The 20,399-nt window shown below is 62.8% G+C and carries 19 protein-coding genes; 16 read left to right on the top strand and 3 right to left on the bottom strand.

Translation table 11 applies throughout. From position 1 onward, the window contains the following. Nucleotides 1-248: 248 nt before the first annotated feature. Nucleotides 249-2,081 (bottom strand): ATP-binding protein, encoded by a 1,833-nt coding sequence (locus NKI73_RS19830; RefSeq protein WP_352632592.1) that lies wholly within the window; start codon nucleotides 2,079-2,081, stop codon nucleotides 249-251. A gap of 155 nt (nucleotides 2,082-2,236) precedes the next feature. On the opposite strand from NKI73_RS19830, the gene NKI73_RS19825 reads away from it, so the two are divergent. Genes NKI73_RS19825 through NKI73_RS19815 form a run of 3 tightly spaced genes read left to right on the top strand, consistent with a single transcriptional unit; the run spans nucleotide 2,237 to nucleotide 3,685 of the window. After that, nucleotides 2,237-2,800 carry a helix-turn-helix domain-containing protein gene (locus NKI73_RS19825; protein ID WP_352632590.1) on the top strand — a complete coding sequence of 188 codons (564 nt, stop codon included), beginning with the start codon at nucleotides 2,237-2,239 and terminating at the stop codon, nucleotides 2,798-2,800. Nucleotides 2,801-2,804: 4 nt separating this feature from the next. Next, entirely contained in the window at nucleotides 2,805-3,113 is a 309-nt protein-coding gene (locus NKI73_RS19820) for a hypothetical protein (protein ID WP_352632588.1), read from the top strand. 44 nt (nucleotides 3,114-3,157) lie between these two features. After that, the gene (locus NKI73_RS19815) at nucleotides 3,158-3,685 is read left to right on the top strand and encodes a GNAT family N-acetyltransferase (RefSeq protein ID WP_352632596.1); all 528 of its coding nucleotides are present in this window, start codon (nucleotides 3,158-3,160) and stop codon (nucleotides 3,683-3,685) included. Nucleotides 3,686-3,689: 4 nt separating this feature from the next. Here NKI73_RS19815 and NKI73_RS19810 read toward each other — a convergent pair whose 3' ends face one another. Beyond that, nucleotides 3,690-4,574 (bottom strand): LysR family transcriptional regulator, encoded by an 885-nt coding sequence (locus NKI73_RS19810; RefSeq protein WP_352632586.1) that lies wholly within the window; start codon nucleotides 4,572-4,574, stop codon nucleotides 3,690-3,692. A 120-nt stretch (nucleotides 4,575-4,694) separates the two neighbouring features. On the opposite strand from NKI73_RS19810, the gene tmpA reads away from it, so the two are divergent. Both tmpA and tmpB read left to right on the top strand, forming a co-directional pair. Continuing rightward, entirely contained in the window at nucleotides 4,695-5,846 is a 1,152-nt protein-coding gene (gene tmpA, locus NKI73_RS19805) for a 2-trimethylaminoethylphosphonate dioxygenase (protein WP_352632584.1), read from the top strand. Further along, nucleotides 5,843-6,433, top strand: coding sequence for a (R)-1-hydroxy-2-trimethylaminoethylphosphonate oxygenase (gene tmpB, locus NKI73_RS19800; protein WP_352632583.1), 591 nt, complete (start codon nucleotides 5,843-5,845; stop codon nucleotides 6,431-6,433). Before tmpA ends, tmpB begins: the two co-directional genes overlap by 4 nt. A gap of 73 nt (nucleotides 6,434-6,506) precedes the next feature. Here tmpB and NKI73_RS19795 read toward each other — a convergent pair whose 3' ends face one another. Continuing rightward, on the bottom strand, nucleotides 6,507-8,309 hold the full coding sequence (locus NKI73_RS19795) for an NAD(P)-binding domain-containing protein (RefSeq protein WP_352632581.1): 1,803 nt from the start codon (nucleotides 8,307-8,309) through the stop codon (nucleotides 6,507-6,509). A gap of 362 nt (nucleotides 8,310-8,671) precedes the next feature. Between NKI73_RS19795 and NKI73_RS19790 the strand changes: the two genes are divergently transcribed. The 11 genes from NKI73_RS19790 (at nucleotide 8,672) to NKI73_RS19740 (ending at nucleotide 20,252) form a co-directional block, all read left to right on the top strand. Continuing rightward, nucleotides 8,672-9,889 carry a DUF6600 domain-containing protein gene (locus tag NKI73_RS19790; RefSeq protein WP_352632579.1) on the top strand — a complete coding sequence of 406 codons (1,218 nt, stop codon included), beginning with the start codon at nucleotides 8,672-8,674 and terminating at the stop codon, nucleotides 9,887-9,889. Nucleotides 9,890-10,146: 257 nt separating this feature from the next. Next, nucleotides 10,147-11,928: an acetolactate synthase 3 large subunit gene (locus tag NKI73_RS19785; protein ID WP_352632577.1), complete on the top strand. Its 1,782-nt coding sequence runs from the start codon at nucleotides 10,147-10,149 to the stop codon at nucleotides 11,926-11,928. 85 nt (nucleotides 11,929-12,013) lie between these two features. Next, a complete protein-coding gene (gene ilvN / locus NKI73_RS19780; protein WP_352632575.1) occupies nucleotides 12,014-12,586 on the top strand; it encodes an acetolactate synthase small subunit in 573 nt (190 codons plus the stop codon). Nucleotides 12,587-12,709: 123 nt separating this feature from the next. Beyond that, nucleotides 12,710-13,306, top strand: coding sequence for a LysE family translocator (locus NKI73_RS19775; RefSeq protein ID WP_352632573.1), 597 nt, complete (start codon nucleotides 12,710-12,712; stop codon nucleotides 13,304-13,306). A gap of 107 nt (nucleotides 13,307-13,413) precedes the next feature. Continuing rightward, nucleotides 13,414-13,611 carry a type II toxin-antitoxin system RelE/ParE family toxin gene (locus tag NKI73_RS19770; RefSeq protein ID WP_352632571.1) on the top strand — a complete coding sequence of 66 codons (198 nt, stop codon included), beginning with the start codon at nucleotides 13,414-13,416 and terminating at the stop codon, nucleotides 13,609-13,611. Further along, a complete protein-coding gene (locus tag NKI73_RS19765) occupies nucleotides 13,611-13,931 on the top strand; it encodes an addiction module antidote protein (RefSeq protein ID WP_352632569.1) in 321 nt (106 codons plus the stop codon). Before NKI73_RS19770 ends, NKI73_RS19765 begins: the two co-directional genes overlap by 1 nt. Nucleotides 13,932-14,153: 222 nt before the next feature. After that, nucleotides 14,154-15,428, top strand: coding sequence for an efflux RND transporter periplasmic adaptor subunit (locus NKI73_RS19760; protein ID WP_352632567.1), 1,275 nt, complete (start codon nucleotides 14,154-14,156; stop codon nucleotides 15,426-15,428). Next, nucleotides 15,425-18,589, top strand: coding sequence for an efflux RND transporter permease subunit (locus tag NKI73_RS19755; protein WP_352632565.1), 3,165 nt, complete (start codon nucleotides 15,425-15,427; stop codon nucleotides 18,587-18,589). The genes NKI73_RS19760 and NKI73_RS19755 overlap by 4 nt, the downstream gene beginning before the upstream one ends. Nucleotides 18,590-18,650: 61 nt before the next feature. Then, on the top strand, nucleotides 18,651-19,256 hold the full coding sequence (gene nthA / locus NKI73_RS19750; RefSeq protein WP_352632563.1) for a nitrile hydratase subunit alpha: 606 nt from the start codon (nucleotides 18,651-18,653) through the stop codon (nucleotides 19,254-19,256). After that, the gene (gene nthB, locus NKI73_RS19745) at nucleotides 19,253-19,912 is read left to right on the top strand and encodes a nitrile hydratase subunit beta (protein ID WP_352632561.1); all 660 of its coding nucleotides are present in this window, start codon (nucleotides 19,253-19,255) and stop codon (nucleotides 19,910-19,912) included. The genes nthA and nthB overlap by 4 nt, the downstream gene beginning before the upstream one ends. Then, entirely contained in the window at nucleotides 19,881-20,252 is a 372-nt protein-coding gene (locus NKI73_RS19740) for a nitrile hydratase accessory protein (RefSeq protein WP_502905584.1), read from the top strand. Before nthB ends, NKI73_RS19740 begins: the two co-directional genes overlap by 32 nt. The last annotated feature ends 147 nt before the right edge of the window (nucleotides 20,253-20,399 follow it).

Below are 20,399 nucleotides of genomic sequence, written 5' to 3'. Positions count from 1 at the left end.
CACGGACGGTCTCCCTTGCTTGAGATCTGTAACGACCTCATTCTGGCACATCATGATGCCGTCGGGGGCCGTCCACCCCAACACGGACCTAAATGTCCGCTCCGCTCCGGCTTCTCGAAAGCCACGTCATGCGACTCATCCTGATGAATTCTCTTTCGGGATTTACCCAAGTGGCCAACGAAGCAGAGCTTCTTGGAAGCTTGATGCGGCTTCTCAATTGGTTGGCAGAATGACGTAAGCCCGCAAACTCAATCGTTTTGCGGGCGCAGGCCGAAGGTCGCGGGCTTGAGACCGTAGCGCATGTCGAAATCGTCGTCCGATTGCACGCGGGTGGCTGGCGGCTTGCGGTAGTCGGGATCGCCGGCCTGGCGGCCAGAATCGACGACTTCGGCGAAGGCCATCGACTGCTGCGTTGGTTTCGGTACGTTGCGCAGGCGTTCGACGATCGCCACCAAGTCGACATCGTCGCCGGTTTTCGACGCTGCGGCCTCTTCGCGCTTGGCCGTGCCGGGGAGCAGGTGGCTCGGCAGCTTTTCGAACTTCAGCCGCATGGTCGTCGCCACGCCTTCGCCGAAGGCGATGGCTTCGCGCTGGCCCATGGAGGACAGGAAGGCAAGCGTCGAGGCGGAAGAGTCGGCAATCGCCGAGCGGATGATCGCCTGGTCCTGCTCGTTGGCAAGCCGCATGGCGAAGAAGGTCGAGCATTGCGACAGGATGGTCGGGTCGAGTTCGCCTGGGCGCTGGGTGACGACGCCGAGATAACAGCCGTACTTGCGGCCTTCCTTGGCGATGCGCGACAGCGCATGCCTGGTCGGCGCGAAGCCGAGGCGCGGATCGGCCGGCATATAGCGGTGCGCTTCTTCGCACAAAAACAGAAGTTGCAGCTTGCCCTCGCTCCACAGAGCGAGATCGAAAGCCAGGCGTGCCAGCACCGAACAGACGGAATTGACCACTTCGGACGGCATGCCGGCCATCTCGAAGCAGGTTACCGGGCGGCCATGATGCGGCACGCGGAAGATGTTGCCGATCGTCTCGTGGATGGTGTCCTCGATCAGGCGCGAGTTGAACATGAATCGGTAGCGCGGGTCGGCCGCCGCCGATTCGATGCGCGTCTTCAACGATCTGAGCGTCGGGCGATCCGTCTTGCTTTCGAGCATGCCCATGCGCTCGTCGATCTGTTTGAGGAGGTCGGCGACGCGGTAAGGAACCGGCGTATCGGCGGTCAGCGCATCGCCGCCGCGCCTGATATAGGCGCCGGAATTCGGATTCCGGTAAAGGTTCTTGGCGGCCGGAATGAGGTCGCGCAAGGCATCGATTTCTTCCGGCTCGGTTTCGCGGCCCCGGAACAGCACCTCGGCGAATTCCTCCAGCGTGAACATCCAGAACGGAAGATCCAAGGTTTTGGAATCGACCCTGACGCAGTATTCGGGCAGCGACGCCGCGAACTCGTTGTGCGGGTCGAGGATCAGGATGCGCAGGTCGGGCCGTGCCGCGATCGACTTGCGCAGCAGCAGCGAGACGGCAGTGGATTTGCCGACACCGGTGGTGCCGACAATGGCGAAGTGACGCGCCAGCGTATCGTCGATTGCGATGTTGGCGGCAATCGCTTCGTCCTGCGCGAGCGTACCGATGGTGATCGAATGACGCCCGGCGAGATCATAGACCGCCTGCAGGTCACGGGTGCGGATGCGGTGCGCAACGGCGCCGATATGCGGATATGTGGTGATGCCGCGGTCGAAGACCGGCTTGGCGCCGGGCTCTGCTCCGTCGCGCACTTCGCCGATCAGCTCGATGCTGACCTCGATGGCGTTCTGGCCTTCATTGCTCCAGGTGCGATCCGACTTGCCGATCCCGTAGACCAGGCCGACGGTTCGCGTGGATCCGAGATTGATGGAAATCATCTTGCCGACCGTCCAGAGGCCCGTTACCGCGCCGTCGACATCGTCCGCATAGGCGCTGATGGTGGCGCGTGCGCCGTCGCATTGCACCACATTGCCCAGAATGCGCCTGTCGTTCTGCTCGGCGTCGCGGCGCTCCTGCGATGTCGGTTCTCCAACGGAGGCTTCGCGTTCGACATACATGGACAGGCCAATCCCCATTTCCCCTGGAGCATCGATCCTACAGGAATGGGGTTAAGGCCCGATGAGGTCGGATGGTGTAGAGAGGATTAAGGGCCCCATGAAAATTGTCGCGAGGCGGCTCTTTTCCCACATCGATATTTCGCTATAATAGACGCATGAACGATATAGCGAACGATATTTCCTCGACGATCGGCCGAAGGATACACGTCGAAAGGATCGTGCGGGACTGGTCCCTGGCCGAGCTGGCGGAGCGTTCCGGCGTCTCGAAGGCGATGCTGAGCACGATCGAGCGCGGCAAGACCAGCCCGACGGCAGCCCTTCTGGTGCGCATCGCATCGGCCTTTGGCATGACGCTGTCGACCTTGATCGCGCGCGCGGAATTGCAAGGTGGCGGGCTGCTGCGCGAGGCCGACCAACCGGTGTGGCGCGATCCCGATACCGGCTATGTCAGACGGCACCTTTCGCCGGCTGGCGACATGCCGCTCGAACTCATCAAGGTGCAGCTGCCGGCGGGCGCCAAAGTCAGCTTCCCGGCCGCCTCCTACGCCTTCATCAAGCAGCAGATATGGCTGATTTCCGGGCGGCTCGAATTCGTCGAAGGCGAGGCGGTGCACCGGCTCGAGCCAGGTGATTGCCTGGCGCTCGGTGCGCCGTCGGACTGCACTTTTCATGCCCTGGAGCCCGGTGCCGACTATCTCGTCGCGCTGGTCAGGGGCTGACATCATGGCGAGAAGACCAAAGCGCTCCCACAATGGGGGGCCGCCTCTCGATGAATACAAGGGGCCGCCATGGGGCAAGGGCGATCCCTACATCTTCCTTGCGTGGCAGGCCGCCCATGCCAAGGCGTGGAAGGTGTCGAGCCACGAGGTCATGCTGCTGCGCATCGACAAGGCCGAGCGGCTGGGCCTGACCTATGAGGAATATACGCTCGAGATTCTCGAGCGCGGCCGGCATCTCGGGCACGAAGACGCCGAACGCATCAGCGCCATCAAGGCGGCGCGAAAGCGACGCCGCGTGCGTCATCTGGACTAAGGGATGGGCTCGCATCTATCGCAAAGTCACAGGACATCATGAGCATGAACTCGATCGAGATCGGAACCCTGAACCCGTCTGTCGAGACGCAGGACATACTGGCCGAATTGCTGGTCGCAACGGTGGCGGCCGGCGGATCGGTGAGCTTCATGCATCCGCTGGCGCCGGAAGCTGCAAGGGCATTCTGGGAGAAATCGCTGGCCGCGGCTGCAAGAGGGGAAAGAGCGGTGCTTGGCGCCTGGGACGGCAAGGTCCTGGTCGGCACCGTAACCTTGCTGCTCGACTGTCCGCCCAACCAGCCGCACCGGGCCGAGATCGCCAAGCTGATGACACGCGTCGACTACCGGGGCAGGGGTGTGGGAACGCGCCTGATGCGGGCCGCCGAGAGCCTTGCGGTGGAGAAGGGCCGCACGCTGCTGGTTCTGGACACGGCGACGGAGGAGGGAGCGTCCGGCCTCTATGAGCGGTTGGGATTCAAGCTCGCCGGTGAGATACCGGACTATGCGCTGAAGCCGCATGGCGGGCTGACCGGCACGCTGATCTACTGGAAGCGGATCGGGCCAATCTCATAACCAGTCATGCAGGGGCGGAACCGGAGAGGCGTGATAGCAGCCACAGGCGGAAATCCTGTTCGGCACCGGTCAGGCGCGCGGTCGACGCCTTGGTCAGAAAATGGCCCGATGTGCTGAAGAGTTCGAAGTCGGAGAGCCTGACCAGCGTCTTGCCGTCGAGCGCCGCATCGATCAGCGGCCGCGAGCCCAGCAGCACACCGGCGCCGGCGCTCGCCGCTTCCATGGCGGCGACGAAACTGTCGAAGCGATGCGATCGCCTGGGGTGGCCAGCCAGCCCGGCGGCCGCGAACCATTCCGCCCACATCTCGCGTGCGCCGGCGACCAGAAGCAGCGGCAGGGAGGTCCAGTCGGCGTTGCCGGCGAGCACTGGCGCCGCCACCGGCACGAGCCGCTCTGCGGTCAGCCTGTCGGCTTCGCGGCCGGGAAAGGATCCGTTGCCAAAACGAATGTCGAGCACCGAGCCTGGCAGGTCGTAGTCAGCAGGGCGATGGATCGTCACAAGGTCGAGCTGGATGCGCGGTAGCGCCTTCGCCAGATCGGACAGCGCCGGGGCGAGCAGCAGCAAGGCAAAGGAGATCGGCGCGCGGATCGAGACGGTCTGGACCGCGCGCGGCTCGAACAGTTCCGCGGTGCTGTTGCCGATGGTGGCGAAGGCCGACTGGATGTGGGGCAGGTAGGCCGCGCCCTCCGGCGACAGCGCGACGCCGCGCGCCAGCCGTGAGAACAAACGCGTCTTCAGCCATTCCTCGAGAAGCCGGATGTGCTGGCTGACGGCGGCCTGGGTAAGGCCAAGCTCCGTTGCCGCCGCCGTGAAATTGGACAGCCGCGCCGCGGCCTCGAAGCTGCGCAGCCAGTCGAGCGGCGGCAAAGGTGGGTTTGTCTGAGCCATTAGCAGATTACGGTCATTGGCAAAAAAATGATAATTTGAGTTATGCCTATCGCGCGATCAACATGCAATCGAGACCTGCGGACTTAGCCGTGGGGCGTAAGCGGACAGGGACGGATCTCCATGCTCACCCACGCGCTGATTGGCGATGAAGGCAGAACAATCGACTTTGGCTGGCAGGATGGGACGCGCACCCGCTTCCACGCCATGTGGCTGCGCGACAATGCGCTGGACGACAGGACGCGCAGCACCGGCAATGGCCAGCGGCTCATCACCATTCTCGATATTCCCGCAGACACGAAAATTGGCGCGGCGTCGATCAAGGGCGACGCCCTGGAGGTCAGCTTCATGCCGGAGCAAAAAACGGTGAGTTTCCCGGCGGCATGGCTGCGCGCCAACGCCTATGATCGCGACGCGGCCCGCCAGCCCGGCTGGACAGGCGAGGGCATCGTGCGATGGACCAAGGCCACCATGCAGAATTCGGTACCGCGCGCCGGCTACCCAGCCGCCAGCCGCGACCGCGATATCTTGCGGCAATGGCTGTCGGCGGTGAAAGCCTATGGCTTCGCGGTGATGGACGATCTGCCGGCTGAATCCGGGGCGCTTTGCAAGGTGTCCGATCTGTTCGGCTATATCAGGGAAACCAATTACGGACGCTGGTTCGAAGTGCGCGCCGAGGTCAATCCGAACAATCTCGCCTACACCAATCTTGGCCTGCAGGCGCACACCGACAATCCCTATCGCGACCCGGTGCCGACGCTGCAGATCCTGTCCTGCATCGAGAATACGGTGGACGGTGGCGAGTCCAGCGTCGTCGACGGTTTTGCCGTCGCGGCCGCGCTGCAGGCTGAGAACCCGGAAGGCTTCCGGCTGTTGAGTTCATGCCCGGCGCGCTTCGAATATGCCGGTTCGTCCGGCGTGCGGCTGCAAGCGAAGCGGCCGATGATCGAGCTCGGGCCCGATTGCGAGCTGATCTGCATCCGCTTCAACAACCGTTCGCTGGCGCCGACGGTCGATGTGCCGTTCGCCGACATGGAAGCCTACTACGCCGCCTATCGCCGGTTTGCCGAACTGATCGAGGATCCGTCCTTCGAAGTGACGTTCAAGCTCGAAGCGGGGCAGGCTTTCATCGTCGACAACACGCGCGTCATGCATGCGCGCAAGGCATTTTCCGGCACCGGCAAGCGCTGGCTGCAGGGTTGCTACGCCGACAAGGATGGCCTGCTGTCGACGCTTGCGGCGATCGAGCACGGTTTCAAGGAGGCTGCGGAATGAGCGGCCAGAACCTGAATGCCGACACTATCGTTGAATTCATCGCCGACATTTTCGAACGCCGGGGTGCGGAATCCTATCTCGGCGAACCCGTCACCATGTCCGAGCACATGCTGCAGGGTGCCTGGTTCGCGGAGCAGGACGGCGCGCCGGACGAGCTGGTGGCGGCGGCGCTGCTGCACGACATCGGCCACTACACCAGCGAGTTCGGTACCTATTCGCCGGAGGATGTCGAGGACAAGCATCATGATGAGGCTGGCGGCGAGGTGCTGGCGCCCTTCTTTCCGCCTGTCATCGTCGAATGCGTCAGGCTGCATGTCTCAGCCAAGCGCTACCTCTGCGCCACCGACCCGAGCTATTTCAGCAAGCTTTCGCGGGCCTCGGTCCATACGCTGTCGCTGCAAGGCGGGCCGATGAACGCCGATGAGGTCACCGAGTTCCGTAAGAACCCCTTTCACGAGGAAGCGGTCCGGGTCCGCATCTGGGACGAGAGCGGCAAGATCGCCAACATGAAGACACGGACGTTTCGCGATTACGTGCCGCTGCTGCAGCGCGTGGTGACGCAGTTCGCGGCGGACAGGCCGGCGTAGTCGGTTCATCCTGGCAAGGAGGCAGGGTGCAAGCCATGCCTCCTTCATGTTGCTCAGCCGGAATGCCGGTCGCCTATCCCTTGTGGTGGACCTGCTGCAGCCCGTAGACCGGCGTAGCGATGCCTTCATGCCGCGCCTTCAACTGCAGCGACAGGAACTGTGAATAGTGGCGTGACTGGTGCAGATTGCCACCATGGAACCATAGCGCCTCCTGTTGCGTCGGCTTCCACATGTTGCGCAACTCGCCTTCCCAGGGGCCGGGGTCCTTGGTGGTGTTCGAGCCGAGGCCCCAGCATTTGCCAACCTTGTCGGCGGTTTCGCGGGATATCAGATCGGCGGCCCAGCCGTTCATCGAGCCGTAGCCGGTGGCGTAGACGATGAGGTCCGCAGGCAATTCCGACCCGTCGCTGAGCAGAACCGAGTGCTGCTTGATCTCTTCGACGTCGACGCCGCTCTTCAGCTTGATCGAACCATCGATGATCAGCTGCGAGGCGCCAACATCGATATAGTAACCAGAGCCGCGCCTGAGGTACTTCATGAACAGGCCGGACTCGTCGTCGCCCCAGTCGAGCATGAAGCCGGCGTTTTCCAGTCCCTTGTAGAATGTCGCGTCGCGTTTCTTCATCTCGGCATAGGCAGGGATCTGGAATTCGTGCAGGATCTTGTAGGGCAGCGAAGCAAAGATCAGGTCGGCCTTGGCCGTGGTGATGCCGTTCTGCAGCGCCTGCTCCGAATAGAGCGAACCCAGTCCGATTTCCATCAACGTGTCGGACCTGGAGATATGGGTGCTCGAGCGCTGCACCATGGTGACGTCGGCGCCGGCTTCCCAAAGTGCCGCGGCGATGTCATGGGCGGAATTGTTCGAGCCGATGACGACGGCTTTCTTGCCGACATAGGCGTCGGGCCCGGGATGCTTCGAGGAGTGATGCTGATCCCCCTTGAAGGTCTCCATGCCCTTGAATTTCGGCAGATTGGCCTTGCCGGACTGTCCGGTCGCCAGCACCAGTTGCTTCGGCCTCAGCGTGATGTCCTTGCCGTCGCGGTGGACGACGACGGTCCATTCCTTCTTCTTGTCATCATAGGAAGCGCTTTTGGCCTCGGTCGAGGACCAGTAATTCAGCTCCATCACCTTGGTGTACATTTCCAGCCAGTCGCCGATCTTGTCCTTGGGCGAGAAGACCGGCCAGTTCTTCGGGAAATCGATATAGGGCAGATGGTCGTACCAGACCGGGTCGTGCAGGCATAGCGACTTGTAGCGCTTGCGCCAGCTGTCGCCGGCCCGCTCGTTCTTCTCGATGATGATCGTCGGCACACCGAGTTGCCGCAGCCGCGCGCCGAGCGCGATGCCGCCCTGGCCGCCGCCGATGATGACCGTATAGGGCTGCGTCTTGAAGCCGAGTTCGGCGGCTTCCTTCTCGCGTTCTTCCTTCCATGTCGGACGGTTCTTGCCTGAGCCATGTTTGGCGCCCATCGGCCGCGCGAAACCCGCCGGTTCCTCGTGGCCTTTCAATTCGACCATGGTGGTCAGCAGCGTCCAGATCTTGCCGTCCTTCAGCCTGATGTGACCGAAGCCGCGTGCCGCCTCGGTCTCGAAGCTGATCCAGCCCTCGATCAATCCGCCGCTCTCGGTCGCGTCCTCGCCCTTGGCGATGGCAAAGTGTGACGGCCTGGTCTTCGACAACTGGCTTTTCAGCATGTCGCGGACCTGGTCGCGGCCTTCCATGGTCTTGATGTTCCAGGTGAAGGTGACGAGGTCGCGCCAGTAGCAATCCTCCTGAAAGCAATCGACCGCTTTTTCGATATCATTGGCGGCCAGGACGGCGCCGAATTGATCGAGAAGGTCGGACAGTTTCTTGCTAGGGGCCTTGTCGAGCATCAGGTTTCCTCCCGTGAAATCCAGATCGTCATGATGTTTCCGCCGGACTTGCCAAAGCCGGACGATCAAGTATCGGCAGAGATGGCGGCCCTCGTCACGCCCCACCATAGTTTCCAGCGGTTTCAAGGGCTTATCCGAAAATCGAGATCATCAAGCGGTTTCGGAGCGCCCAGGCGCTGGGAGCAGACGCTCCGATTTCGAACGCCGGGACAATGCCGCGCCGGTCGCGCAAAATTGATGGTCATATGCCGCAATGCGGTCACCGGGGCTGACGACAACCGATCGGTGAGAAGCCGGGAAACGGTGGCGGGCAACAGGGCGGTTCCCGGGGATTTTCTGGATGCGGAACTCTGGAGCCCGTTATGCAAGCATTTTCAGTTCATTCTATCGGCCGGCGCGGACGCGCCGCTGCCATGGCTCTGGTCATGGCCATGAGCGCGACCTTGACCAGCCCGCTGGTACTGCCCGGAACTCAGACGCACGCGGCGGAAATTTCCGTTGCCATCCGCGAAAGGCTTTCAAACTATGGCGGATGGCGAACCTCCGCGCGCTTCGGCGATGTCTGGGTTCCGACAGTCCGTACCGAATGGCGGCCCTACACCGAAGGACACTGGGTCTGGACTGACGACGGTTGGTACTGGCAATCCACCGAGCCGTTCGGCGATGTCGTCTATCACTACGGCCGTTGGGCCTATGATCCAGATTTCGGCTGGGTGTGGATAGCCGGCGATCAATGGGCGCCAGCTTGGGTGGTTTGGCGCCAGGGCGGCAACGATGTCGGCTGGGCGCCGGCGCCACCCGACGTCGATGTCGCCTTCGACGATGCCTGGTGGTGTTTCGTGCCGGTGGCGGCGATCGGCGCGGTCGATCTGGTCAGGGTGGTGCGGCCGGTTCAGGAAAACGTCGCCATCGTGCGCAACACGACGATCATCAACCAGACTGTCGTGGTCAACAACGCGCCGCGTGTGCGGCTCGGCAATCAGGTCGTTGCGATCAATGCCGGGCCCAGGCTGCGGCAATTGCCGAAGCCCGTCATCGAATCGATCAGGGCGGCAAAAGTGGTTCCGCCTCGCAAAGGGGCGTTTGCCAGTGCAAGGCTCGATGCTTCCAAGGGCGCGGAGATCAAGAGGCTGGCCGGCAATGGAACGCCCATCGCCACGGCACCCAATGGAAACGGGCAAACTGTGGGGGGCCATGGCTCCAAGACGTCGATCGGCGACAAGGTCATTTCTCCGGCCGCGGTGACAGCGGGCAATCCGGGCGCCGCCGTGCGCAAGCGGATGGTCGCCGGCAACGGTGCGAAGGCCGATGTGCTCAAGGCCCATGCCGGCAAAACTGCAGGCAATGGACGTATCGTCATGAAATCGCCGCCCAATCCGGCTTCGTCCAAGTCGGTTTCTGGCCAGCGTCTCGCACGCGGGGCCGGGCCGCAAAAGCCGCATCAGCAGGCGTTGGCCATGCGCATGCCCCAGCACCGTGGCCCGGCGAAGGCGGCGCTCCACCACCCGCCGGCAAAGATGCAGGCCAAGAAGGTATCCAAATGCGATCCGCGCGTTTCCCGCTGCAAGGCGCCGGGCTGATCAGCGCAGTCGCGCCGGCACACTGCACGCGCCGGCGCGATTTTTCCCGTTGACAGGCTGCCTTTCCCGCCCTTAGTCTCCGCCACCATGAAAACCGCACTCATTCTCGTAGGAAAGCGCGTGGGCAAGGCGGTGTAACCGCCGAGCGAAATCCCCCCATGCGCAAGACACAGGCTCCCTCGGGGGCCTTTTTTATTGCCTGAAACACGACTAAACGACCAGCAACGCCCAAATGGCGACAGTACGGGACCAGACCGATGAGCAACGGACAGAACGAGCGGCGCGAAATGACTGGCGCCGAAATGGTGGTGCAGGCGCTGAAGGACAATGGCGTCAAGCATGTCTTCGGCTATCCGGGCGGCGCTGTCCTTCCGATCTATGACGAGATCTTTCAGCAGGACGAGGTCGAGCACATCCTGGTGCGCCACGAGCAGGGCGCCGGCCATGCGGCGGAAGGCTATGCGCGCTCGACCGGCAAGGCCGGTGTCATGCTGGTGACGTCGGGCCCCGGCGCCACCAATGCGGTGACGCCGCTGCAGGACGCGCTGATGGATTCGATCCCGCTGGTCTGCCTGACCGGGCAGGTGCCGACCTCGCTGATCGGCTCGGACGCTTTTCAGGAATGCGATACGGTCGGCATCACGCGCCCCTGCACCAAGCACAACTGGCTGGTGAAGGACGTCAACGAGCTCGCCGCGACCATCCACGAGGCTTTCCATGTCGCGACCACCGGCCGTCCCGGCCCGGTCGTCGTCGACATCCCGAAGGATGTGCAGTTCGCCAAGGGGTTCTACGTCCCGCCGCAGATCGCGCCGCGCACCAGCTACCAGCCCAAGGTCCAGGGCGACCTGGAAAAGATCAAGGCGGCGGTCGAGCTGATGGCCGGCGCCAAGAAGCCGATCATCTATAGCGGCGGCGGCGTCATCAATTCCGGCCCCGAAGCAAGCCACCTGCTGCGCGAACTGGTCGATCTCACCGGTTTTCCGATCACCTCGACGTTGATGGGCCTCGGTGCCTATCCGGCATCCGGCAAGAACTGGATGGGCATGCTGGGCATGCACGGCACCTATGAAGCCAATATGGCCATGCATGATTGCGACGTGATGATCTGCATCGGCGCGCGGTTCGACGACCGCATCACCGGCAGGCTGACCGCGTTTTCGCCGAACTCGAAGAAGATCCACATCGACATCGATCCGTCGTCGATCAACAAGAACGTCCACACAGAGGTGCCGATCATCGGCGATGTCGGCCGGGTGCTGGAGGATATGGTGCGGCTGTGGCGGGCGAGCGCCAAGGCCGACAAGAAGGCGCTCTATCCTTGGTGGGAGCAGATCGCCAAATGGCGCGCGCGCGACTCGCTCGCCTACAGGATGAACAACGACGTGATCATGCCGCAATACGCCATCGAGCGGCTCTACGAACTGACCAAGGGCATGGACACCTACATCACCACCGAGGTCGGCCAGCATCAGATGTGGGCGGCGCAGCACTATCATTTCGAGAAGCCGAACCGCTGGATGACGTCGGGCGGGCTGGGCACGATGGGTTACGGCCTGCCGGCGGCACTCGGCGTGCAGATCGCGCATCCCGACGCACTGGTCATCGACATCGCCGGCGATGCCTCGGTGCAGATGACGATGCAGGAGATGAGCGCGGCGGTGCAGCACGATGCGCCGATCAAGATCTTCATCCTGAACAACCAGTATATGGGCATGGTGCGGCAGTGGCAGCAGCTGCTGCATGGCAACCGGCTGTCGCATTCCTACACCGAGGCGATGCCGGACTTCGTCAAGCTGGCCGAGGCCTATGGCGGCCACGGCATTCGCTGCGAGAAGCCGGACGAGTTGGACGACGCCATCAAGGAGATGATTACGGTGAAGAAGCCGGTGCTGTTCGATTGCCGCGTGGCGACGCTCGCCAACTGCTTCCCGATGATCCCATCGGGCAAGGCACACAACGAGATGCTGCTGCCCGACGAGGCGACCGACGAGGCGGTGGCCAACGCCATCGACGCCAAGGGCAGGGAACTGGTGTAGCCGGCAGAGCCAAGGCAGGGCTGTCGCAAGAAAGCCGTGCCCAAACAAAGAGTTAGATCAAGAGCTTGAAATCGAGATTCATGTCATGAACGCACAGCTACAGCCGACCGGTTCCGCCTATTTCATCGCCAAGGAAACGGAAAAGCCGGAAAACCACACGCTTTCCGTGCTGGTCGACAACGAGCCGGGCGTGCTTGCCCGGGTCATCGGCCTGTTTTCCGGGCGCGGCTACAACATCGAGAGCCTGACCGTTTCCGAGACCGAGCATGAGAAGCACCAGTCGCGCATCACCATCGTGACGCGCGGCACGCCGCATGTGTTGGAGCAGATCAAGCATCAGCTCGAGCGCATCGTGCCGGTGCACCGCGTGGTCGACCTGACCGTGCGCTCGCACGAATCCGGCCAGGAGCGGCCGCTGGAGCGCGAGCTGGCACTGGTCAAGGTTGCCGGCACCGGTGAAGCCCGGGTGGAGGCACTGCGGCTGGCCGACGCCTTCCGCGCCAGCGTCATCGACGCCAACACCGAGCATTTCATCTTCGAGATCACCGGCAAGGGCTCCAAGATCGACCAGTTCATCGCCATCATGAAGCCGCTCGGCCTGGTCGAAATCTGCCGCACCGGCGTGGCCGCGTTAAATCGTGGTCCGCAGGCGATGTAAGTCCGCCGCACCGATCGACAGTTTCAGCAGGGGTTGAACGTCTGGTTCGGCCATGAGCCGGCCGCTGGCCTTTGCGCAGCCATCACGAAGTGACAATAATGCTGACATATCTGGGAGGATATCATGTCGCTTGACGCGTTCCTTGCCCTGCTTGTCTACGCCTTCGTGACCTCGATCACGCCGGGGCCGAACAATCTCATGCTTCTGGCATCGGGAGTGAATTTCGGCCTCGTCAGATCGGTTCCGCACATGCTTGGCATCAGCATCGGTTTCCTGGTGCTGCTGGTCGCCGTGGGTCTTGGCCTGGGTGCGGTGCTGACGACTTTCCCGGCGCTGCACACCGGATTGAAGATCGCCGGCGGCGCCTATCTGCTCTATCTCGCCTGGAAGATCGCCATATCGCGCACGTTGACCGGCAAAGGCGAGACGAAGGCGCAGCCGATGCGCTTCATCGATGCGGCGGCATTCCAGTGGGTCAATCCCAAGGCGTGGGTGATGGCGATCACCGCCATGGCCGTCTACACCAATCCGGAGCACCCTTTCTTGTCGGTGGTGTTGATCTCGATAGCCTTCACCATCGTCAATTTGCCGAGTGTTTCCGTATGGGCGGGTTTCGGCACCGCGCTGCGCGGTTTCCTGTCGGACCCGATGCGGCTGAAATGGTTCAACATCGCCATGGGCGTGCTCTTGGCGGCGACGCTTTGGCCGATGCTGAAGTAGGTTGAAGCGGCTTCGAAGCGCTGAGGTGAGGTGAAAAAGACGGGCATTCTGTGAACTGCAATTCACGTTCTGTTTGACTGTGTGTGAATTGTGGATTACAAAAGCCCGTGATCGAAGTCCGCAAAACCGCTGAATTCTCCGACTGGTTCAAGTCCCTCAAGGACATGCGGGCCAAGGCGCGCATTCAGGTCCGGATCGATCGTGTCGAGCTTGGCAACCTCGGCGATGCCAAGTTCTTCGACGGCATCGGCGAATTGCGGGTCGATCATCATTCTGCTCTGCGGTGGTGGGCGAAGGAGGTCTAATGACCATCGAAACCACCAAATGGGACGCTTCCGAATTTCTCGACAGCGAGGAGGCAATCTTTGCCTATATCGAGGCGGCCTTCGAAGACGGCGATCCTGCCATTATCACCCATTCGCTCGGCAACGTGGCCAGGGCTCGGGGCATGACATCCATTGCCAAGGACGCCGGCGTCACACGTGAGGCGCTATACAAGGCGCTGAGCGACAAGGGCGATCCTAAGCTTTCAACCCTGCTCGGCGTCATGAAGGCGCTCGGGCTCAAGTTGACGGCCGAGGCTGCACCAAAGAACAATTATGCCGAGGCGCGCCTCGCTGGCTAATCCGCCACGTGTGATCGCCTCTCACCATGTTGAATTGTCGTATCGACCCGTGTTGCACATCCATTGTGCAGTGCACATTAAATCTTCGTAATGCCGTGTTTTGGCCCTTTTCCGACAAAGGCGTGTCCTATCTATTCGGCGAAATCGCGGCAACGGGCCGTGATTTGCGCTAGAATACGACCACCTGGCTATGGCGTGTCGGACAGAGAGGGCCTTTTGTCGATGCGTGGAAAAGTCATTCTTTCATTGCTTGCGGTCGCCTGTGTCGGCGCGGCCTGGCTCTATCTGTCTCCGGACACGCTAGGCAGGGTTCAACAGCTTATCGGCGCAAAGCAGGTCGCGGCGGCGGACAAACCGGCAACCGACAAGCCGGCTGCGGGGGACAAGTCGGCAGGTGGCGGCAGTGGCGCCCGCTCGGCCTCGATCCTCTCGGCCGTTGCCTCCACCGCCGATTTCCCGATCCGGCGCTACGCGATCGGCTTCGTCTCCTCTCCAGCCGTCGTCAACATCAATGCCCGCGTGTCCAGCCAGATCGTCTCGATCGACGTCAAGGACGGGCAGATGGTCAGGGTTGGCGACATTCTGTTTTCGCTCGATGACCGGGCGCTGAAGGCGCAACTGGCCAAGGATCAGGCAGCGCTCGCCAAGGACCAGGCAATGCTCGCCAGCTCGCAGTCCGATCTCCAGCGCGCCAAGGATCTGGTCGCCAAGCAGGCCGGCACGCAGCAGACCTACGATCAGGCAGTCGCCGCGGCGAAAGCTGCCGCGGCGACTGTCGATGCCGACAAGGCGACAATCGACGCCGACAATGTCCAGCTTGGTTTTGCAACGATCACGGCGCCGATCGCCGGCAGGCTGGGTGCGGTCAGCGTCGCCGTCGGCGACCTCGTCACCACCAGCAATGGCAACAGCAGCACGGCCACGCCGCTGGTGACCATCACCCAGATGGACCCGCTGCAGGTTAATTTCAATCTGCCGGAAAGCGACCTGGCGCTGCTGCACAAGGCACTCGCAAATCCGCAGCAAGGGGCGGTGACGCTGACCAAGGACGGTGACCCAACGCCAATCGGCAAGGGCACGCTCGATTTCGTCGACTCCAGCGTCGACACCGCGTCGGGCACGATTGCCACGCGGGCAAGCATTCCGAATGCCGACCTTTCGCTATGGCCCGGCCAGTATGTGAACGTCGTACTGGACGCCGGCATCATGCCGCAGATGACGTCGGTTCCGACTGTCGCGGTCCAGCCGAGCCAGAAGGGGCCGTTCGTCTATGTGGTCAAGCCGGACAACACCGTCGAGATGCGGCCGGTGCAGGTGGCGCTGACCGAAGGCGAGAACAGCGCCATCAGCCAGGGGCTGAAAAGCGGTGAGAAAGTTGTCACCGAAGGCCAGACAAGGCTGAAGGACGGCGCCGCCGTGCATGAAGGCAAGGCCACTGCGGGTGCTGCCGCGCCCAAGGTGGCCGAGGCGACCAATGCCGGCGAGGCGGCCCAATGATCTCCGAATGCTGCATACGCAGGCCGGTCGCCACCCTTCTGATGTCGTTCGCCCTCGTGTTGGGCGGGCTGTTTGCCTACAAGTTCCTGCCGGTGGCAGCCCTGCCGAGCGCCGAATTTCCGGTGGTCAATGTCTCGGCCTCGCTGCCGGGCGCCTCACCGGAAACCATGGCGACCTCGGTGGCGACGCCGCTGATCAAGCAGTTCGCCACCATCGCCGGCATCGATTCGATCTCGACCACCAACTCGCTCGGCCAGACCTCGATCGCCATCCAGTTCGTGCTCAACCGCGACATCGATGCCGCGGCCGCGGACGTGCAGGCGGCGATTGCACGTACGCAAAAATCGCTACCGCCGCAGATGACGGCGCCGCCGAGCTATCGCAAGGTCAACCCGGCCGACGCGCCCATTCTTTTGATGTCGCTGGTCAGCGACACGGTTCCATTGACCGATCTCGATGCTTTCGCGGAAAACGTCATCTCGCCGTCGCTGTCGACCATCGACGGGGTGGCTCAGGTCTCGATCTTCGGCCAGCAGAAATACGCAGTGCGCATCCAGATCGACCCAACCGCGCTTGCCGCGCGCGGCATCTCGATCGATCAGCTGCAGGCGGCGATCGCGTCCGCCAACAGCAACACGCCGCTCGGCGTGCTCCAGAACGACAAGCAGCAGCTCACCATCACCGCCAACACGCAGCTGACCGACGCGGCCGGCTTCTCCAACCTCATCATCGCCACCAAAAACGGTCACCCGGTACGGCTGGGCGAGGTGACCCGCGTTGTCGATTCGGTGCAAACCACGACGACGGCGAGCTGGTACGATGGCACCCGCGCGATCATCATGGCGGTGCAGCGCCAGCCCGACGCCAACACTGTCGACGTCGTCGACAAGGTCAAGGCGATGCTGCCGTCCTTCCAGGACCAGATGCCGGCCGCCGCCTCGATCAAGCTGCTCAACGACCGTTCGTCCTCGATCCGGCTGGCCGTCGATGACGTGCAGTTCACGCTGCTGTTGACCATCGCGCTGGTGGTGATGGTGATCTTCGTGTTCCTGCGACGGGTGACAGCAACCATCATCCCGGCCGTGGCGGTGCCGATCTCGCTGATTGCCACGCTCGGCGCGATGTTCCTGTTCGGCTTTTCCATCGACAACATATCGCTGATGGGCCTGACGCTCGCCGTCGGCCTCGTCGTCGACGACGCCATCGTCATGCTGGAAAACATCTTCCGCCATATGGAGGAGGATGGGCTGTCGGCCTTCGACGCATCGCTGAAGGGCGCGCGCGAAATCGGCTTCACCATCATCTCGATCTCGATCTCGCTGGTGGCGGTGTTCATCCCGGTGCTGCTGATGGGCGGCGTCATCGGGCGCATCTTCAACGAGTTCGCCGTCGTGGTGACGGTCGCCATCCTGGCCTCGATGTTCGTGTCGCTGACGCTGACGCCAATGCTGTGCTCGCGGCTGCTGTCGGTGACCAAGGCCGACCGCGAGGCACACGGTGATGGCCACAAGCGCGATTTTGTTACGCGCGGCTACGACCGGATCCTGAGCTTCTGTCTGCGGCACACCTTCCTGGTGTTCCTCGTCTTCATCGGAACCGCGGCAGCCTCGGTGTGGCTGATCCAGGTCTCGCCGAAGGGTTTTTTCCCGCAGGAGGATATCGGCCAGATATCGGTGACGACCATCGCGCGCCAGGACATCTCGTTCGACGCCATGTCCAAATTGCAGGGGCAGGTTGCCAGCGTCTTCTCGCATTCGCCCTATGTCGACCATGTGGCGTGGTCGGCGGGCAGCGGCAACAATGCGCTCAACCAAGGGCAGCTCTTCGTCCAGCTCAAGGGCAAGGACCAGCGTCCCGATATCGACAAGGTGCTTTCGGATCTGCGCAAGCAACTGGCCGGCGTGGCGGGCATCGAGACCTACATGCAGCCGGTGCAGAACCTGAGGCTCGGGTCGCGGTCGTCGGCCAGCGCCTACCAGCTGGTGGTTCAGGGCCTCGATACCGGCCTGACCGACATCTGGGCGCAGAAACTGAATGATGCGATGGCGGCCGACCATACGAACTTCACTGATGTCACCAGCGATCTGCAGAACAATGCGCTGCAGGCGACACTGGTGGTGGATCGCGATAAAGCCGCCCAGCTCGGCATCGACACCGACACGCTGCGCTCCGCACTCTATGGCGGATTCGGCACCGATCAGGTTTCGACGATCTTCGGTTCGGCCGACAGCTACGAAGTCATCACCGAACTCGATCCCAAGATCGAATGGTCGCCCGAGCGGATGCTCGCCATCCAGATGAGGACGGCGAGCGGCAGTCTGGTTCCGCTCGGCGCCTTCGCCCGGGTTGACCGCACAGCCGGCGCCTTGACGGTCAACCAACTCGGCCAGCTTCCGGCCGTGACCATCTCCTACAACCTGCCGCAAGGCGTGGCGCTGGGCGACAGCGTGACGCGCATCGAGGCGCTCAAAGAGCAGATCGGCATGCCGACGGCGATCTCGACCACCTTTGCCGGCACGGCCAAGACCTTCCAGGATTCGCTCGCCAACCAGGGCATGCTGATCGGCGGTGCGATCCTGACCATCTATATCGTGCTCGGCATCCTGTATGAGAGCTTCATCCATCCGCTGACCATCCTCACCGGCCTGCCTTCGGCGGTGCTAGGGGCGGTTGTTGCCTTGCGCTTTGCCGGCATGGATCTGTCTGTCATCGCGGTGATCGGCATCCTGATGCTGATCGGCATCGTCAAGAAGAACGGCATCATGATGGTCGATGTCGCGCTCGAGTTGCGACGAGAAGGCATGTCGGCGACCGAGTCTATCCACAAGGCCTGCCTGATGCGCTTCCGGCCGATCATGATGACGACGCTGGCGGCGCTGATGGGCACGTTCCCGATCGCGCTCGGCACCGGCGCCAGCGCCGAGCTGCGCCAGCCGCTGGGCGTTGCCGTTGTCGGCGGTCTGCTCGCCTCGCAGGCGCTGACCCTGTTCGTGACGCCGGTTATCTATGTCTACATGGAGAATTTCTCGGGCTGGCTGCTTGGCTTGTTCTCGAAGAAGGGCCGGCCGAGCTTGCGGGCGGTGGACGCCGGCGAACAACCCTCTTTGTTCGATTCCGACGAAGACCGGGTTATCGAACCGCAAAAGGCAGCGGCCGAATAGCCGGCCGCTGGCCCAAGGCCTGGCGCTTGCCGCGCGATGCGGGTGATTCTAACGTTATGCCATGTCACACGATCATGACCACGACAACGAACTCGATCCGTTTGCCGCCCGCGTGCGCGCGCTGGAAACCATCCTCACCCAGAAGGGGCTGATCGATCCGGCCGCGATCGACGTCATCGTCGATACTTACGAAACAAAAATCGGTCCGCGCAACGGCGCCAAGGTGGTGGCAAAGGCCTGGGCCGAGCCGGCATTCGCCGCATGGCTCAAGCGCGACGCGACGGCGGCGATCGAATCGCTGAGCTACACCGGCCGGCAAGGCGAACACATGCAGGCCGTCTTCAACACCGAGGACACGCACAACCTCGTCGTCTGCACGCTGTGCTCCTGCTATCCGTGGTCGGTGCTTGGCCTGCCGCCGGTCTGGTACAAGGCGCCGCCCTATCGCTCGCGCGCCGTCATTGATCCGCGCGGAGTGCTTGAGGAATTCGGGCTGACGCTGCCGGCGGACAAGAAGATCCGCGTCTGGGATTCCACCGCCGAACTGCGCTATCTCGTCGTGCCGATGCGGCCTGAGGGCACCGAGGGCTGGAGTGAGGAGCGGCTGGCCGATCTGGTGAGCCGCGACGCGATGATCGGCACCGGCATGGCGAGGCAGCCGGCATGAACGGGCCGCAGGATCTCGGCGGGCAGATGGGGTTCGGCCCGGTCGCGCCCGAAAAGGACGAGCCGTATTTTCATGCCGCCTGGGAAAGGCGGGCGCTCGGCGTGACGCTGACTGCCGGCGCCATGGGCGCGTGGAACATCGATGAGAGCCGGCATGCGCGGGAATCGCTGCATCCCGCCGATTATTATGCCTCCAGCTACTACGAGATCTGGATCAAGGCGCTGGAGGTGCTGCTCAAGCGCCATGGGTTTGTCAGCGAGCGCGATCTGGCCGAGGGCCGGGCGGTCGATCCGGCAGCGGCACCGAAAAGGGTGCTGAAGGCCGAAAACGTACCTGATGTGCTGGCCAAGGGCGGGCCTTGCGACCGGCCAGTGGCACAGCCAGCGCGGTTCAAGGCCGGCGACCCCGTGCGGACCAAGAACTTCAACCCGACCGGCCACACGAGGCTCCCGCGTTATGCGCGTGGCAAGCAGGGTACAATCGAGGCCGTGCGCGATGGCTTTGTCTTTCCGGACAGCAACGCGCATGGGCACGGCGAAAACCCGCAATGGGTCTACACCGTGGTTTTCGAAGGGCCTGAAATCTGGGGCGAGGGGGCCGACCCGACCCTGAGCGTTTCGATCGATGCCTGGGAGAGCTATCTTGAGCCGGCGTGAAGAACTGCCGGCGGTTTTCGACGAACCGGTGTTTGCCGAGCCATGGCAGGCCGAAGCCTTCGCCATGACGGTGGCGCTGCACGACAAGGGGCTGTTTTCGTGGAGCGAATGGGCGCAGTCGCTGTCGACCGAAGTGAAGAAGCCCGGTGCCGCGGCTGACGGCCACGACTATTACGAACATTGGCTGGCGGCGCTGGAAAACCTGCTTGTCTCGAAAGGGCTGGCCGCCAAGTCGGATGTCGACGCTATGGCTGAGGCCTGGGAGCGCGCCGCACATGCCACGCCGCACGGCAAGCCGATTCTGCTGGAGAACGATCCCCAGCTCGACCGCAGGTCGTAGCAGCCCGTTCCGAGGTCGTGGCGGCCCGGCCCGATAGGTCGCGGTGGCTCACTATTTTGTTCCCTTTACGTTCTTGATTGCCCCTGATAGCCTGGCCCTGTCGGCGGCACTGAGACGTCCCGGCGCATCGATGGTGGTGGCGGCTAT

The sequence above is a fragment of the Mesorhizobium sp. M0496 genome, from assembly GCF_040321205.1.
GTDB lineage: Bacteria > Pseudomonadota > Alphaproteobacteria > Rhizobiales > Rhizobiaceae > Mesorhizobium.
Note: the sequence above shows the minus strand (reverse complement) of the source record. Positions and strands in the feature narration are given on the sequence as shown.

Bases quoted from the DNA above. Each gene is read 5' to 3' on its own strand.
- NKI73_RS19830 (WP_352632592.1), bottom strand. From the start codon at position 2,081: ATGTATGTCGAACGCGAAGCCTCCGTTGGAGAACCGACATCGCAGGAG.
- NKI73_RS19825 (WP_352632590.1), top strand. From the start codon at position 2,237: ATGAACGATATAGCGAACGATATTTCCTCGACGATCGGCCGAAGGATA.
- NKI73_RS19820 (WP_352632588.1), top strand. From the start codon at position 2,805: ATGGCGAGAAGACCAAAGCGCTCCCACAATGGGGGGCCGCCTCTCGAT.
- NKI73_RS19815 (WP_352632596.1), top strand. From the start codon at position 3,158: ATGAACTCGATCGAGATCGGAACCCTGAACCCGTCTGTCGAGACGCAG.
- NKI73_RS19810 (WP_352632586.1), bottom strand. From the start codon at position 4,574: ATGGCTCAGACAAACCCACCTTTGCCGCCGCTCGACTGGCTGCGCAGC.
- tmpA (WP_352632584.1), top strand. From the start codon at position 4,695: ATGCTCACCCACGCGCTGATTGGCGATGAAGGCAGAACAATCGACTTT.
- tmpB (WP_352632583.1), top strand. From the start codon at position 5,843: ATGAGCGGCCAGAACCTGAATGCCGACACTATCGTTGAATTCATCGCC.
- NKI73_RS19795 (WP_352632581.1), bottom strand. From the start codon at position 8,309: ATGCTCGACAAGGCCCCTAGCAAGAAACTGTCCGACCTTCTCGATCAA.
- NKI73_RS19790 (WP_352632579.1), top strand. From the start codon at position 8,672: ATGCAAGCATTTTCAGTTCATTCTATCGGCCGGCGCGGACGCGCCGCT.
- NKI73_RS19785 (WP_352632577.1), top strand. From the start codon at position 10,147: ATGAGCAACGGACAGAACGAGCGGCGCGAAATGACTGGCGCCGAAATG.
- ilvN (WP_352632575.1), top strand. From the start codon at position 12,014: ATGAACGCACAGCTACAGCCGACCGGTTCCGCCTATTTCATCGCCAAG.
- NKI73_RS19775 (WP_352632573.1), top strand. From the start codon at position 12,710: ATGTCGCTTGACGCGTTCCTTGCCCTGCTTGTCTACGCCTTCGTGACC.
- NKI73_RS19765 (WP_352632569.1), top strand. From the start codon at position 13,611: ATGACCATCGAAACCACCAAATGGGACGCTTCCGAATTTCTCGACAGC.
- NKI73_RS19760 (WP_352632567.1), top strand. From the start codon at position 14,154: ATGCGTGGAAAAGTCATTCTTTCATTGCTTGCGGTCGCCTGTGTCGGC.
- NKI73_RS19755 (WP_352632565.1), top strand. From the start codon at position 15,425: ATGATCTCCGAATGCTGCATACGCAGGCCGGTCGCCACCCTTCTGATG.
- nthA (WP_352632563.1), top strand. From the start codon at position 18,651: ATGTCACACGATCATGACCACGACAACGAACTCGATCCGTTTGCCGCC.
- nthB (WP_352632561.1), top strand. From the start codon at position 19,253: ATGAACGGGCCGCAGGATCTCGGCGGGCAGATGGGGTTCGGCCCGGTC.
- NKI73_RS19740 (WP_502905584.1), top strand. From the start codon at position 19,881: ATGCCTGGGAGAGCTATCTTGAGCCGGCGTGAAGAACTGCCGGCGGTT.